We start from the raw sequence: 14,184 nt of genomic DNA, 5'->3' as shown, positions 1-14,184 counted from the left end.
AACGGTTCCGCAAGGCAAACCAACGTCATCCCCAATGAAAAAACAAAAGACTTGTGAATCGTCAGCATTTGACGAACACAAGTCTTACTGTGTAAGGATTGGGGCATGAAACGGCAGGCCGGGGGTACTTTGTATATGTAAGGTGGTGCCCCGAAAAATGTATCTGTTATGGCAGAAGAGTAATTTGTCAACTCTCAGAGGCAGCTTGAGGGATTTGGACAAGTTTTCTAATCCAGATAGTGACCCTAGAGGCCCTTGGAGAAGTGCAGACTTAACTGGACTAGCTACAATAGGATAAACGGCCCAATTACATTTCAATCCTATTTTGAATTTGCATAGTCTTGTTTCCTTCCTCCTTATTCCGCATCCCAAGTCCTTTATTTTCTGTACAAAAAAAGCGAGGCACCGTGTATAGACTTTAACCGTGCAGCTGTACAGCTCCCCGGCTGGAAGCAACATCTTCTCCCCGCTCGCGGAAACGGCGGTTACGCTGGCGCCTGCACTCATGGGAGCCGTCGCGGTAGGCTCGATAAGCACCGGCTCCGCAACGGGGTTGGCGGTGCCTGTAGCTGCGGGCAATCGCCTGCTCTTGGTCTACACAATCGCTGCAGCCTGCTCTGTGCTCGTTCAAGCCGTCACAGGCTTTGCCAGCGCGGGCGTATCGATCATCTAAACGGCGGCATGAAGGCATTTCGGATAGCGGAGGGGCTTCGTTACCTTCCGCTGTTCCGGAATGCCTTTTTGGATCGGACGCAAAAAATCCCCGTCCGGTCCAAACCGGTACGGGGATGAAGTTAAATGAACAGGTTGATGCCGGACTGATCGGCTTTGCCGAGGTAATAGCCGACGCCGCCGAGCTTGACGCCGTCGATCAGCTCCTCGCGCTTGATGCCCATGACGTCCATCGACATCGTGCAGGCGACGACTTCGACGCCTTGCCCGATCGCGGTCTGGATCAGCTCTTCGAGGGAGGAGATGTTGCTGCCCTTCATGACGCCGCGGATCAACTTGGCGCCCATGCCGCCCATATTCATCCTGGACATGCCCAGCTTGCGGCTGCCGCGCGGCATCATCATGCCGAACATCTTGCCCATGAAGCTCTTCTCTACAGCCACCTTCTCGGAACGGCGGATGACGTTGAGTCCCCAGAACGTGAAGAACATCGTTACTTTCTTGCCGCTTGCCGCGGCGCCGTTGGCAATGATGAACGAAGCGATCGCCTTGTCCAGATCGCCGCTGAAGACGATGAGGGAGCTGCCCTCGGGCGTATCGCCCGAACGGGGAGAGGCTGCCGCTGCTTCGGCGGCGACAGGCTTGCGCACATAAGCCTCGATGACGCCGCGAGGTTTCTTTTCAAGCTGCAACAGCTCGTTGCGGGACATGGTCGCCCAAGCGCTTATATCCTCGTAGAAGCCCGGGTCGGTCGCGGTGACTCGAAGCACCTGTCCTTCCTGCATGGCATCGATCTTCTGCTTGACCTCGATAAGCGGGCCGGGGCAGCTGAGACCGCATGCATCGAGCTCGGCATGGATTTGAGCGATAGCTTCCTTCGGCAGCGGAGCTTGTCCGGCAACCGCTTCGGCAGCGGCAGCGGCTTCGGCTCCGGCCGGCGGAATCATGACGAGCGGCTGCTGCGGTGGATTCGGTTTATACTGTGCCATTTGGTAGCTTTTATACCCTCCTGTCAGGTTGCGTACGGAGAAGCCTTTTTGGAGCAGGATGCGCGAAGCGGTATAGCCGCGAAGCCCGACCTGGCAGTATACCCAGATTTCCTTGGCCGGGTCCAGTTCTCCAAGGCGTTCGCGCAGCTCGTCCACCGGAATATGGAGCGAGCCAGGGATATGGCCGTTTTCATGCTCCAATACCGTGCGGACATCGATCAGCATCGTTCCGCTGTCGCTGCGGGAGCCGAGCTCGTCTGCCGTGAACACATTCGTTCTGCCGGTCAGAATGTTTTCTGCCGTATATCCGGCCATGTTGACGGGATCCTTGGCGGAGGAAAAAGGAGGCGCATAGGCGAGCTCCAGCTCCGTCAGATCCGTGACGCTTCCGCGAAGCCGGATGACAGCGGCTATGGAATCGATCCGCTTGTCGACACCGTCGGCTCCCACGGCCTGGGCTCCTAGAACCCGGCCTTCATCGTTGAAGATGATCTTGAGCGTCATTGGCGAGGCGCCTGGATAATAGCCGGCATGGGAGCTCGGATGTACGACGGTGACCCGGTAGGGAATGCCGAGCCGCTTCAGCATTTTCTCGTTCAGTCCGGTGGCTGCCCCGGTCAGGCCGAACACTTTGATGATCGAAGTGCCTTGCGTACCCTTGTAGGAGCTGCGTAGTCCGCAGGCATTGTCGGCGGCGATCCTTCCCTGCTTGTTGGCAGGTCCGGCCAGCGGGATGGCGGCGGCCCGTCCGCTGACGTAGTCCACGACCTCGACCGCATCTCCAACCGCGAACACATCCTGCAGATTCGTTTCCAGGCGTTCGTTCACACGGATATGGCCTCGCTCTCCGAGCTCCAGGCCGCTGTCCTTAAGGAAATTCGTGTCGGGAACGACGCCTGCGGCCCAAATAACGATATCGCCGGCAACCGTCCGGCCGCCTGCAAGGCGGGCTTCAATACGTTCTCCCGCATCCCCGAACGCTTGAACCGAATCGTTCATGATCAGCTTGACGCCGCTCTGCTCCATTTCCTTGACCAGCGCGGAAGCCATCTCCGGATCGAACGGAGCCAGAATCTGGCTGCCGGACTGGATGAGGGTGACATCGAGGCCGAGCTCGCGCAGATTCTCCGCCATCTCCACGCCGATGTATCCTCCTCCGACAACGAGGGCCGCGCGTACGCCGTCCCGGCCGACTTGTTCCTTGATGCGGTCCATGTCGGGAATATTGCGCAGGGTATGCACCTTCGGATTGCCGATGCCTGGAATATCCGGCTTCAGAGGTTTCGCGCCGGGCGACAGAATCAGAGCGTCGTAGCTTTCCTCATAGAGCCCGTCCGATGCAGATCTTACGGTGACGGTCTTGGCTTCCGCATTGAGGCCGATCACTTCGCTCTCGGTGCGGATATCGAGCCCGAAGCGCCGGGTCATCGCTTCCGGCGTCTGGACGAGCAGCTTGGAGCGGTCCTTGATGGAATTCCCGATATAATAAGGCAGGCCGCAGTTGGCGAATGAAATGTAGGCATCCCGTTCAAACATGACGATATGGGCGTCTTCGTCGAGCCTGCGCAGCCGCGCGGCTGCCGAAGCGCCTCCTGCGACTCCGCCGACGATCAGTATTTTTCTAGGCATCAAGCTTCATCCTCTCCGGTAATCATATGGACAAGCGCCTGGACTTTGGCATCCGGCACCGAGTAATGGACTTCAAGGCCGCTGCGGCTCGTCACGACGATGCCGGCGGCGCGGAGCTTCTGCAGATGCTGGGAAACGGTCGATTGCGGCAGCCCGAGGCATTCCTGCATATACGAAACATTGCAGGAGCCCTTGCCGATCAGTCCTCTGACGATGCAGAGGCGGATCGGATGGGCGAGCGCCTTGAGTAGCTCGGCCGCCTTCTCGTAAGCTTTTACGTTCGTGTTCTTGTCCATCATGCTGATTCTCCCATCCCGTCTTAATATCGTAATATTAGAATATAACGATACAAAAGGCAAGAGGGAAGAGGCGGAAATTCATGCCGAAAATGTGTCCATTCCTTTTTTGCAGGCAGGCATTAAGCCTCCGGAATGAAAGCAGCCTTAATCCCGTGAGGATTAAGGCTGTCTCTCTGCTTGATGATCCTGCAGGCAGGCCCGATTGAACTTCTCCAGGAGGGCGCCGAATTGCTTCTGCTCCTCATCGGACCATCCCGTCAGCAGCCCGGCGATATAATCGGCTCTGACTTTCCGGTTCGCCTCCAAGGCCAAGGCGCCTGCCTTCGTCAGCTCCAGGGAGTAGGAACGGCCGTCCTGCGGATGTGGAATCCGGTATGCATAGCCCTTCTGCTCCAGGGCAGCGGACTGGCGGCTTACAGTGGAAATATCCAGTCGGAATTCATCTGCGAGCGCCTTGACACTGGCGGACCTCCTCGATGAGATTTGCTGAAGGAGCAAATAAGCGGATCGATCCAGCATTCCTTCCTTCTTGTAGGTCGTGGCGGAAGCTACGAGCCTGGAGAGGATGGAGAGCTCGAGCTCGATTTGCTCGAAAGGAAGTTCGTTCATCACAATTCCTCATTATCGTTCGGCATAGGTTTGGGGCAGCGCATCCGGGCGCTGCATGAACAATCGGCGGCAGGGATAACCATTGACACGATGTCCAGTAGTTGTATAATTCAAGTATATACTTTCATCATACAACTTGTTTGAAGCGTCCGCAAATCGGAATCGAGGGGTTATGAGGATGAAAGCCAAGGATTTTATGATCTCCAAGGTTTATAAGGTGAAGGAATCCGATACCGTGAGGGATGTCATCGAGAGATTTCTTGCTTACCGCATCAGCGGCCTGCCCGTCGTCAACGAGCGCAACGTAATCGTCGGATACGTCAGCGACGGCGATATCATGCGATACATCGGCAAGCATGAAGACATTGTCGTCGATGCCTTTTATTTCACGGCCGTCGTGAATGGCGACAACGATAAATATGAGGAGAGGCTGAAGCGGCTGCTTCCTTTGAACGTCATGGCGATCGCCAAGAAAAAAGTTGTAACCGCTTCCGTGGAGGATGACATCGAGCAGATCGCCGCCATCCTGGGCAAGAAGCAGATCAAAAAGCTGCCGGTCCACCGGGGCGGCTTCCTTGCGGGCATCATCAGCCGCGGCGACGTCATCCGCCAATCGTTTCAATCCCTTCTTTAAAGACGCTCGCAGGCAGCTTTCAAGCCGAAAAAGAGCCCGTTATGCCGGACCGGCACAACGGGCTCTTTTCGTTCTGCAATCCGCGGTTCACTTCATCGCTTGATAGATGGCTTCCAGCAGCTCGCCGTTCATGTTCTGGCCATACTCCCAGAACATGATGCCGCCGAGTCCGCCGGACTTCACGTAATTCACCTTTCCCGTCAGCGATTCCGCATCGTCGTAGCTGAGGAATCCGCCGCTGGAATTCGTCAGGTATGGAGCCCTTGCCGTGGAGTCCCACTGGCGGGTCCAGCCGTTCTTGTTGATATAGCTCGCCTTGAGCTCATCATAGGTGTAATCGCCGGAGCCATGGGAGTAGAAGGCGCCTCCGGCGACGAGCTTCGCTGCCGGAGCGCCCTTGCTCTTCAGCAGCTTGATGGCGGAATCGACGCTGTAGCTTGCCATCGAGGAGTTGTACAGGGCGGTGTGATGGGTATTCGCGCCGTTCTGCAGATCGTACGTCATGACATTGAGGAAATCGAAGGAGGGAATGACGGCGGCGATATCGATGTTGCCGAGACCGTAGTCGGAGGCGCCGACGGCGGCTGTAAGCTGGTATTTGTTGGCGGAGCGTCCATCGGCCGAGCTGGCCGAGTCCAGAGTCGAACGGAGCTTCTGGATGAACAGAGTATAGTTCGCACGGTCGCCGGAGCCCGGATATTCCCAATCGATATCGATGCCGTCCAGCTTATTGGCCCGGATATAGGATACGGCGCTGTTGGCGAACGCCGTGCGGCTCGCGTCCGTAGCCGCTGCTGCGGGGAAGCTGGCGGAGCGGCCCCAGCCTCCGACGGAGACGAGAACCTTGAGATTCGAATTTTTGGATTTCAGCGAGACGAGCTGCGCCAGCTTGCCCGTATCCCCTCCGCTGACACCGGCAGAGGTCGCGTCGGCGAAGGCATAGAACACATGTGTCAGCTTCTCGGCCGGCACGGTGCTGATGACGGGGAAATGCCAGTCGGCTACATACGCGCCGATGATTTTGCCGGCAGGGACAGGAGTGGCCGTCGGCGTCGGTGTCGGAGTGGCGCTAGGCTTAGGCGTCGCCGTAGGAGCAGGCGTTGCCGTAGGAGTCGGCGTAGGGGATGCCGAGCAGAGTGACAGCACTTTCCAGGCTCCCCATTCTCCGGCGAGATCCGGGCGCTCGCCTTGCGTCCACCATTTGGCTTCGTACAGCGTGCCGGAGTAGACCGCCTTCTGCCCGACGGTATAGATGGATGACGAGCTCCAGGCAGCGACTCCGCTGCATGCATCCGCAGCGCTGGCCTTCTGGACGGCGACGCCTTGCGGAATGAGCGAGAAGGCAAGAAGCACGGCAAGCATCAAGACTCTCAGCGCGGAAGCGGCGATGCGGCGGTTCGGTTTGAACATGAACGATACCTCCTGAAGGATAGGATGATAGGGGCGAAACAAGAATGAGAGGGAATATCCGGCCTCCTTTTTCGAATCTATTGAAAGCACTTTCATTATCAATGAAAGTGTTTATCGATAAAAGGGGAAAATTGGATGAATGCAGGGAGAAATTTCTATCGAATGGGAATAGAGTACTTTAAAGGAAGAAAGGGGAAGGACTATTTGTTCAGAAATAGGCATCAAAAATATCTCTATTGCGATATAAACAAGGGCGAACGACCCTCTTAGAACGAAAAAGTCGAATTATGAAAGACTTCTAATAATCCAAAGGGAGGAGTTCGACAAAAAACTACGAATATTAACCATCAGCAAACAAGCTTGAAACAAAATAAATGCCGAATTTTCGATAAGAAAAACGGGGGAACCACTCGGGGTGAATGAATTCTGCAAGAGAGAATTCTAGGGAACCTTCTACCGAACCCATCAGCTAACTTCGTAGGCACCGGAGGGAGAATCATCTGTGAAGAAAGTCATCATGTCCATTACCGCTTTCATTCTTATTGCCGTGTTCGCATCATCCAGCGTGTTCGCGAGCACCGAATTGAAGTCATCCATCGGCAAGGTTCTCGGCACTCCCTACAAGTATGGAGGCACGACTACAGCAGGATTCGACTGCTCGGGATTCGTCCGCTATATTTTCGGCCAGTTCGACATGAAGCTGCCCCGCACCTCCCAATCCCAGGCCAAGGCCGGCACGAAGGTGGAAAAGGATGATCTTCGTCCGGGAGACCTCGTCTTCTTCAACACCAACGGCCGCGGCATCTCGCATGCCGGCATCTATGTCGGAGACGGCAAGTTTGCCCACTCCTCGAGCAAGGGCGTCCGGTATACGGATCTGGACGATGCCTATTATGCCAAGCGCTACGTTACCGCGCGCCGCGTCGTGACGGGCGAGGATTACAGCAAGATGGTAAGCGAAGAGGAAGAAGCGGCCGACGACGCCGGGGAATGATGGACGGCTCCGGTTCGGAAGGATGAGGGGAGACAGGCGGCGCGAGCTGCCTGTCTTTCTTTTTTGCGCAGTCGGTTATATTCCAGCAACAAAACCGAAAAGCCTTCCCGCCGGGGAAGGCTTTTCTTGGTTTCAGCTCGAAGGCTCTTCCTTAGGCACATGCTTGAAAATCTCGCCGGATTCCATCAGATCGATGACCCGGTCCAGCCACAAATAATAGTCGATCGCTTGGCTGATCTTCTCCAGATCGCCGCCGATCAGGGCGTGCATGGGTTCCGAGCCGCTGCTCTCGGCCAGCTTGTCCAGCTCCGCCTTGGAGCGGCGAAGCGCCATCAGGTTGAGCTCCACGGCCTTTCTCCACTTCAGGACAAAAAAATCGGCGAAAGTCTGGTGCCAGTCCCGCTCGACTTCATACAAGTCCTTCCGCGATCCCTTTTCCCATACCTTGTTCACCATATTCAAATCAACCAGCGTGCGGATACCGGTGCTCATGCTGGTTTTGCTCATTTCCATCGCTTGGCCCATCTCGTCGAGATTCATCGGCTTGTCCTGGAAAAACATGAGTCCATACAGCAGTCCTGTAGACTGTGTGATGCCGTACAGGTCCATGTTCTTGCCGATGGACTCGATCACGCGCTTGCGCGCCTTCTGGATTGCCTGCTCCTGCGCGGCCTCCAAGCCGGCAAAATCATTGGTCATCATGTCCGCTCCTTCATCGCCTTCTCGGCTGACAAAGTAATTGTAAGAAACATTCCCGGCAATGTAAAGCGGTTGATGAACGAGTATAAGAGAGGATACGGGAGCATTTCGACATGTAAAGTATGTGCAGTAAAAACCGTACGTACTTATTATACGGATAAAACGGTTGACGGTGTCGTGAATTGTTCGATAGACTAGTTCGAGTGAGCGTTGGCCGCAAGAGAGGCCACAAGGAGGTGAAGCGCTTGTCGATCATTGAAGTCACGGATGTGACGAAAATATTCGGCGAGGATCCAAAACGAATGCTGCCGCTTCTGACGGAAGGGTGGAGCAAAGACAGGATCTTTAAAGAAACGCGGCATACGGTTGGGGTCAACCGGGTTCAATTTGCCGTCGAGCCGGGAGAAATTTTTGTCATCATGGGGCTGTCCGGCAGCGGGAAATCGACTCTCGTGCGCCTGCTGAACAGGCTGATCGAGCCGACGGGAGGCGCCATCCGCATCGCGGGACAGGATATTACCCGCTTGAATTCGGAGCAGCTGAGGAAGGTGCGCCAGAAAAAGATCAGCATGGTCTTCCAGAAATTCGCGCTGTTCCCGCATCGGACGCTGCTTGAGAATGTGGAGTACGGACTTGAGGTCCAGAAAGTGCCCAAGAAGGAAAGAGAGCCGAAAGCAAGGGAAGCCTTGCGGCTCGTCGGACTGGAAGAAAGGGCTGACAGTTATCCCGATCAACTGAGCGGCGGCATGCAGCAGCGGGTCGGACTGGCAAGAGCGCTTGCGAACGACCCTGAAATACTGCTGATGGACGAAGCGTTCAGCGCGCTTGATCCGCTCATCCGCAAGGATATGCAGGACGAACTGCTGGAGCTGCAGGAGAAGATGAAAAAAACGATCGTGTTCATTACGCATGATCTGGATGAGGCGCTGCGGATCGGGGACCGCATCGCGCTCATGAAGGACGGAGCGATCGTGCAGATCGGCACGCCGGAAGAAATCATGGTCAATCCTGCCAACGAATATGTGGAGCGGTTCGTCGAGGACGTGGATTTGTCCAAGGTGCTCACCGCCTCCCATGTGATGCGGCGTCCCGAGACGATCGGTCTCGACCGCGGCGCCAGGGTCGCCCTGCAGCTGATGCGCGAGAGCGGCATCTCCAATCTGTTCGTGACGGACCGCAGCCGCAAGCTGATCGGCGTCCTCACCGCCGACGACGCGTCGGAAGCGGCGAAGCGCGGACAGCCGCTGGAGGAGATCGTTATCCGGGATACCCCTGTCGTCACTCCGGAGATGCTTCTCCACGAGCTGTTCGACATATGCGGGACCAGCAAGTATCCGGTCGCCGTCGTGAACGAGGCGGGACGCATCGTCGGCGTCATCGTGCGCGGAGCCGTGCTCGGAGCGCTTGCCGGTCATGTCTCCGGACGGGAGGTGAGCGAGGATGCTGCCGAAACTACCGCTTGATAAATGGGTAGACCAAGTCGTGGATTCCATCGAGGAGAACATGAACTTCCTGTTCGATCCGATTTCAGCCGGAATCGAAGGCGTCGTGGACTTTTTCTCTTATCTGCTCCATCTTCCGCCTGCCATCGTGCTGATCGTTCTGTTTACGGCGCTGGCCTGGTGGATCATGCGCTGGCCGATGGCGCTGTTCACGTTCGTAGGCTTGTTCCTGATCGACAATCTCGGCTATTGGGACCATACGATGGATACGCTGGCGCTCGTGCTGACATCGGCGATCGTCAGCATCGTGCTCGGCGTGCCGATCGGAATCGCCTGCGCCCGGAACAACCGCACGCAGAGCATCGTGACGCCCATTCTTGATTTCATGCAGACGATGCCGGCCTTCGTCTACCTGATCCCGGCTGTGACGTTTTTCAATCTGGGCGTTGTGCCCGGCGTCATCGCCTCGGTCATTTTTGCGGTGCCGCCGACGATCCGCCTGACGAATCTCGGCATACGCCAGGTGCCCGCCGATCTGGTGGAGGCGGCGAATGCTTTTGGATCCACACCTTCCCAGAAGCTGTTCAAGGTGCAGCTGCCGCTGGCGGTGCCGTCCATCATGGCAGGCATCAACCAGACGCTCATGCTCGCTCTGTCCATGGTCGTCATCGCTTCCCTGATCGGGGCGCAGGGCATCGGAGCGGACGTGTACCGCGCCGTCAGCCAGATCAAGACGGGCAAAGGCTTCGAAGCCGGCCTGGCCATCGTCATTCTGGCGATCTTCCTGGATCGGCTGACGCAGCATCTCGTCAAAGGGAAAAAACATGCAGACAGGAGAGGATAGATATTTTGATTCGGAACTCTTGGAAAATGGTTGGAATACTCGGACTTGCAGCAGCTATCGCGCTTGGGGGCTGTTCTTCGAGCGGCAATGAAAATGGAACGGCTTCCGGGGGAAGCGAGGAATCTGTCGGCAAGGCGGTCGGCCACAAGATCATCGGCATCGATCCCGGCGCCGGCCTGATGGCTGCCGCCAATCGGGCTATCGAAGACTACGGCTTGTCGGACTGGACGCTGGTCGAAGGCTCGGGAGCGGCGATGACCGTTGCGCTCGACAAGGCGATCAAGAAGAAGGAGCCGATCGTCATCACCGGCTGGACGCCTCACTGGATGTTCGGGAAGTATGATCTGAAATATCTGGACGATCCCAAAAAATCGTTCGGGGAGGACGAAGAGATCCATACGATCGTACGCGGCGGATTGAAGCAGGATGCGCCATCGGCATATGAATTCCTCGACCGCTTCGAATGGACGGATGCCGATATGGCCAAAGTGATGATGGCCATCCAGGAAGGCGCCGAACCGGCCGCCGCCGCCGCCGATTGGGCGAAGGACAACACCGGCTTGATCGACGGCTGGGTGGACGGCATCGAGAAGGTGTCCGGCAAGCCGCTCAAGCTCGCCTACGTCGCCTGGGATTCCGAGATCGCCAGCACGAACGTTGTGGCGTGGGTGCTGGATAACCGCCTCGGCTACAAGACGGAGCTGCTGCAGGTGGAAGCCGGTCCGATGTGGGCGGGAGTGGCGAACGGCGACGCCGACGCGATCGTAGCGGCATGGCTGCCGATTACGCACAAGGACTACGCGGAGCAGTACAAGGACAAGTACGAGGATCTCGGGGCGAATTTGAAGGGAACCAAGCTTGGCCTTGTCGTTCCTTCTTATATGGATATTTCCTCGATCGAGGATTTGGCGAAGTAAGCCGTCATAGAGGCAAGCTCCCTGTCGGGTAGATGCTTCAGCGGCTTGCCGAGCAAGGCGGAATCAAGACCAGCCGGCAGGCGCATCGAGCGATGCGTCACGCCGGCTGGTTTTTTTTGGTTTGGCGAGGGACAGCCGCCTCATTCTCTCGAGCCGCCCAGTCTCGGAAAACCAGCGGTCCTGCGACAGGACCGAGTAAGCGGCGGCGAAATAATCCGCGGCGTCATCGGGCCTTCCGAGCGCAAGCAGGCATTCGGCGAGCTCTTCGTACACGTATCCGTCAGGATCGGAAGCATTCTTCTGAGCGAGGAGCTCCAGCTGAATTCCATAGGCTTCGTCCACGCGGCCGAGCCGCCGAAGCACCTTGGCCTCGCACCATCCCGCCATGGCGATATTCGCCGGATTTCCTTGCTTCAAGCGGAACTTCAACGCCCTTCCGAACAACTCCAGAGCGCTTCCTCCAGCTCGCCGGCCTCGACCTTCGCCCAGCGACGTTGTTATACAGAGATCCGATCCAGCGGCAGGCAGCCGGGCGGGCTCTCGGCAAGCCGGAGCGCCTTGGCGTTCAATTCGGGCCGAAGGAGGGGAATCGGCAAGCAGCGTCTGCGCTTGGTCCAGAACAGCCTCGGCTTCGTCGAATTTCTGCTGAAGGCCGAGGGAGCGGGCAATCTGCGTCAGCAGCATTTTAATCGAGATCGCTTGCATCCGCACACATTCTTTTTCCGGCGAAGGAAGGGATGGAGCTGTCTGTCGCGCCGTATTATAATGAAAGGCAGAAATGAAAGGCAGAAAGGAGGCGAGGCGCATGATTCTGGTCAGCTCCTGTCTGGCCGGGCATGAGGTCAGGTACAACGGGACGCATTGCTTGAGCGAGACGATCAGGGAGATGCTCCGCGACGGGCGCGCCGCCGCTGTCTGTCCGGAGCTTATGGGAGGCTTCTCTACCCCTCGCGAACCGGCGGAGATCCAGGGAGGCGGCGGAGAGGATGTCCTGGACGGCGCTGCGCGCGTCGTGGACCGATCCGGCCTCGATGTCACGGATCTCTATCTGGCGGGGGCGTACAAGACGCTGGAACAGGCGAGGACGGTCGGCGCCGATACCGTCATTCTCAAAGAGAACAGCCCGTCCTGCGGCAGCGCCGCCATTTATAACGGCCATTTCAATGGCATGAAAATTTCCGGCAGCGGCGTCACGGCGGCTTTGCTGCGCCGCCACGGGATTCGCGTGCTGTCGGAGGAAGAGATGCAGGAATGGGAAGGGGCGAGCGGTGCTCAAGGATGAACATGTCGTGCCGAGAGGGCGGGAATGGTTCTGCTGGCGGTATGCTCATAATAAGGAGCGAGGCTGCGCCTCGGAGATTGAGCATGAATAAGCAAGGAACAATCCGGCTTGACATACATACCCCTGGGGGGTATATTGGAATGGAAAGAGCATTCAAATCCCGGCTCCGGCAGAGCCTGAAGGAGATGTGGAATAGATGGCGACAGAAGTTCTTCAAGTAAAGGGAATGTCCTGCGGGCATTGCGTCAGCTCCGTCGAAGGCGCGGTCCGGAATGCGGGCGGCAGCGCGAAGGTCGACCTTGCATCCGGCAAAGTAACGGTGGAATTCGACGATTCCAAGCTGTCCGTGCAGGCGATCAAGGAAGTCATCGAAGAGCAAGGCTACGATGTCGTTTAATTGAACGGATAGGCCTGCTTCAACAGGGAAGGATGCGAGCGGCAAGCGCTCGTTTCCTTCCTTTTTTGTATTCATGCTGCATGACACGGATGCGATGTCGCAATTTTGCATATAGAATGTCCTCATTCGCTAGTCTTTTCCGTCCAGGCTCTGTGGTACATTAAAGATGGGTAAGGGCTTTCAATTACAAGTTGCGGAGGTTGGACAATGAGCAAACTGCGTGTGGGCATCATCGGCTGCGGCGGCATCGCGAACGGCAAGCATCTGCCGGCATTGAGCCAGAACGGAAACGTGGAACTTGCGGCATTTTGCGATATCGTCGAGGAGAAGGCGCGTCAGGCCGCGGACCAGTACGGCATTGAAGGCGCAGCCGTTTATACCGATTATCAGGAGCTGCTGAAGGACGGCAGCCTGGATATCGTGCATGTGCTGACGCCGAACGATTCGCATTCGCCGATCTCGGTCGCCGCGCTGGATGCCGGCAAGCATGTCATGTGCGAGAAGCCGATGGCCAAGACGGCCGAGGAAGCAAGAGCGATGCTGGAGGCGGCGCGCCGCTCCGGCAAGAAGCTGACGATCGGGTACAACAACCGCTTCCGCCCGGACAGCCAGCATCTCAAGAAGGTGTGCGAGGCCGGAGAGCTGGGAGAGATCTATTACGCCAAGGCGCATGCGATCCGCCGCCGCGCCGTTCCGACTTGGGGCGTCTTTTTGGATGAGGAAAAACAAGGCGGGGGACCGCTTATCGATATCGGCACGCATGCGCTGGATCTGACGCTGTGGATGATGGACAACTACAAGCCGGTGTCGGTGACGGGCTCGGTCTTCCATAAGCTCGGCTCCAAGGAAAACGCGGCCAATGCATGGGGACCGTGGGACCCGGCCAAGTTCACCGTGGAAGACTCCGCGATGGGCTTCATCAAGATGGAGAACGGCGCGACGATCGTGCTTGAAGCGAGCTGGGCGCTCAACACGCTGGACATCGACGAAGCCAAGTGCTCGCTCAGCGGCACGGAAGGCGGAGCCGACATGAAGGGCGGCCTCCGGATCAACGGCGAGGACAGCAGCCGCCTGTACGTCAAGGAAATCGATCTGAACGCAGGAGGCGTCGCTTTCTACAGCGGCACGTCGCAGCGCGATATCGACGTGGAATGCTCCGCATGGATCGATTCCGTCCTCAACGATACGGAACCGGTCGTGAAGCCGGAGCAGGCGCTTGTCGTGACGGAGATTCTCGAAGCGATCTACGAATCGGCCCGCACGGGCAAGACGGTGTACTTCGACTAAGCAGCAAAAAGCGGTCCTATCCCGGCGACGGGGAGGACCGTTTTTTCATTTTACCGCTATTTCATGCGGGCTCTTGCCTC

Annotated in this window: 15 protein-coding genes and 1 riboswitch; of the genes, 9 read left to right on the top strand and 6 right to left on the bottom strand. The window is 57.3% G+C overall.

Annotated features, from left to right (window positions below; all coding sequences use genetic code 11):
- Positions 1-424: 424 nt before the first annotated feature.
- A complete protein-coding gene (locus ACLBWT_RS02865; protein WP_447661557.1) occupies positions 425-673 on the top strand; it encodes a hypothetical protein in 249 nt (82 codons plus the stop codon).
- 121 nt (positions 674-794) lie between these two features.
- On the opposite strand, the gene ACLBWT_RS02860 is transcribed toward ACLBWT_RS02865, so the two are convergent.
- From ACLBWT_RS02860 to ACLBWT_RS02850, 3 genes are all read right to left on the bottom strand, one after another.
- The gene (locus ACLBWT_RS02860; protein ID WP_447661556.1) at positions 795-3,290 is read right to left on the bottom strand and encodes a DsrE/DsrF/DrsH-like family protein; all 2,496 of its coding nucleotides are present in this window, start codon (positions 3,288-3,290) and stop codon (positions 795-797) included.
- The gene (locus ACLBWT_RS02855) at positions 3,290-3,586 is read right to left on the bottom strand and encodes an ArsR/SmtB family transcription factor (protein ID WP_447661686.1); all 297 of its coding nucleotides are present in this window, start codon (positions 3,584-3,586) and stop codon (positions 3,290-3,292) included. The genes ACLBWT_RS02860 and ACLBWT_RS02855 overlap by 1 nt, the downstream gene beginning before the upstream one ends.
- 162 nt (positions 3,587-3,748) lie before the next feature.
- Positions 3,749-4,198: a MarR family winged helix-turn-helix transcriptional regulator gene (locus ACLBWT_RS02850; RefSeq protein WP_447661555.1), complete on the bottom strand. Its 450-nt coding sequence runs from the start codon at positions 4,196-4,198 to the stop codon at positions 3,749-3,751.
- Between the two features lie 178 nt (positions 4,199-4,376).
- Here ACLBWT_RS02850 and ACLBWT_RS02845 point away from each other — a divergent pair, with 178 nt between their 5' ends.
- On the top strand, positions 4,377-4,832 hold the full coding sequence (locus tag ACLBWT_RS02845; protein ID WP_447661554.1) for a CBS domain-containing protein: 456 nt from the start codon (positions 4,377-4,379) through the stop codon (positions 4,830-4,832).
- Between the two features lie 87 nt (positions 4,833-4,919).
- Here the strand turns inward: ACLBWT_RS02845 and ACLBWT_RS02840 are convergent, their stop codons facing one another.
- Positions 4,920-6,242 carry a glycosyl hydrolase family 18 protein gene (locus ACLBWT_RS02840; protein WP_447661553.1) on the bottom strand — a complete coding sequence of 441 codons (1,323 nt, stop codon included), beginning with the start codon at positions 6,240-6,242 and terminating at the stop codon, positions 4,920-4,922.
- Positions 6,243-6,607: 365 nt separating this feature from the next.
- Positions 6,608-6,741, top strand: a riboswitch (cyclic di-AMP (ydaO/yuaA leader).
- A 3-nt stretch (positions 6,742-6,744) separates the two neighbouring features.
- Here ACLBWT_RS02840 and ACLBWT_RS02835 point away from each other — a divergent pair.
- Positions 6,745-7,236 (top strand): C40 family peptidase, encoded by a 492-nt coding sequence (locus ACLBWT_RS02835; protein ID WP_447661552.1) that lies wholly within the window; start codon positions 6,745-6,747, stop codon positions 7,234-7,236.
- A 132-nt stretch (positions 7,237-7,368) separates the two neighbouring features.
- Here the strand turns inward: ACLBWT_RS02835 and ACLBWT_RS02830 are convergent, their stop codons facing one another.
- Positions 7,369-7,938: a GbsR/MarR family transcriptional regulator gene (locus ACLBWT_RS02830; protein ID WP_447661551.1), complete on the bottom strand. Its 570-nt coding sequence runs from the start codon at positions 7,936-7,938 to the stop codon at positions 7,369-7,371.
- Between the two features lie 242 nt (positions 7,939-8,180).
- On the opposite strand from ACLBWT_RS02830, the gene ACLBWT_RS02825 reads away from it, so the two are divergent.
- Genes ACLBWT_RS02825 through ACLBWT_RS02815 form a run of 3 tightly spaced genes read left to right on the top strand, consistent with a single transcriptional unit; the run spans position 8,181 to position 11,138 of the window.
- Entirely contained in the window at positions 8,181-9,398 is a 1,218-nt protein-coding gene (locus ACLBWT_RS02825) for a quaternary amine ABC transporter ATP-binding protein (RefSeq protein WP_447661550.1), read from the top strand.
- Positions 9,376-10,221, top strand: a complete 846-nt coding sequence (locus tag ACLBWT_RS02820; RefSeq protein ID WP_447661549.1) for an ABC transporter permease — start codon at positions 9,376-9,378, stop codon at positions 10,219-10,221. The genes ACLBWT_RS02825 and ACLBWT_RS02820 overlap by 23 nt, the downstream gene beginning before the upstream one ends.
- Before the next feature lie 26 nt (positions 10,222-10,247).
- Positions 10,248-11,138 carry a glycine betaine ABC transporter substrate-binding protein gene (locus ACLBWT_RS02815; RefSeq protein WP_447661685.1) on the top strand — a complete coding sequence of 297 codons (891 nt, stop codon included), beginning with the start codon at positions 10,248-10,250 and terminating at the stop codon, positions 11,136-11,138.
- A gap of 63 nt (positions 11,139-11,201) precedes the next feature.
- Here the strand turns inward: ACLBWT_RS02815 and ACLBWT_RS02810 are convergent, their stop codons facing one another.
- Positions 11,202-11,843, bottom strand: a complete 642-nt coding sequence (locus tag ACLBWT_RS02810) for a hypothetical protein (RefSeq protein ID WP_447661548.1) — start codon at positions 11,841-11,843, stop codon at positions 11,202-11,204.
- Positions 11,844-11,943: 100 nt separating this feature from the next.
- Between ACLBWT_RS02810 and ACLBWT_RS02805 the strand changes: the two genes are divergently transcribed.
- From ACLBWT_RS02805 to ACLBWT_RS02795, 3 genes are all read left to right on the top strand, one after another.
- Complete coding sequence (locus tag ACLBWT_RS02805; RefSeq protein WP_447661547.1) at positions 11,944-12,420, top strand: DUF523 domain-containing protein; 477 nt, start codon at positions 11,944-11,946, stop codon at positions 12,418-12,420.
- Between the two features lie 196 nt (positions 12,421-12,616).
- On the top strand, positions 12,617-12,817 hold the full coding sequence (locus tag ACLBWT_RS02800) for a copper ion binding protein (protein ID WP_447661546.1): 201 nt from the start codon (positions 12,617-12,619) through the stop codon (positions 12,815-12,817).
- A 207-nt stretch (positions 12,818-13,024) separates the two neighbouring features.
- Positions 13,025-14,104: a Gfo/Idh/MocA family protein gene (locus tag ACLBWT_RS02795; protein ID WP_048748908.1), complete on the top strand. Its 1,080-nt coding sequence runs from the start codon at positions 13,025-13,027 to the stop codon at positions 14,102-14,104.
- The last annotated feature ends 80 nt before the right edge of the window (positions 14,105-14,184 follow it).

The organism is Paenibacillus sp. D51F (assembly GCF_053345695.1).
This window is presented reverse-complemented; position numbering and strand designations above follow the sequence as displayed.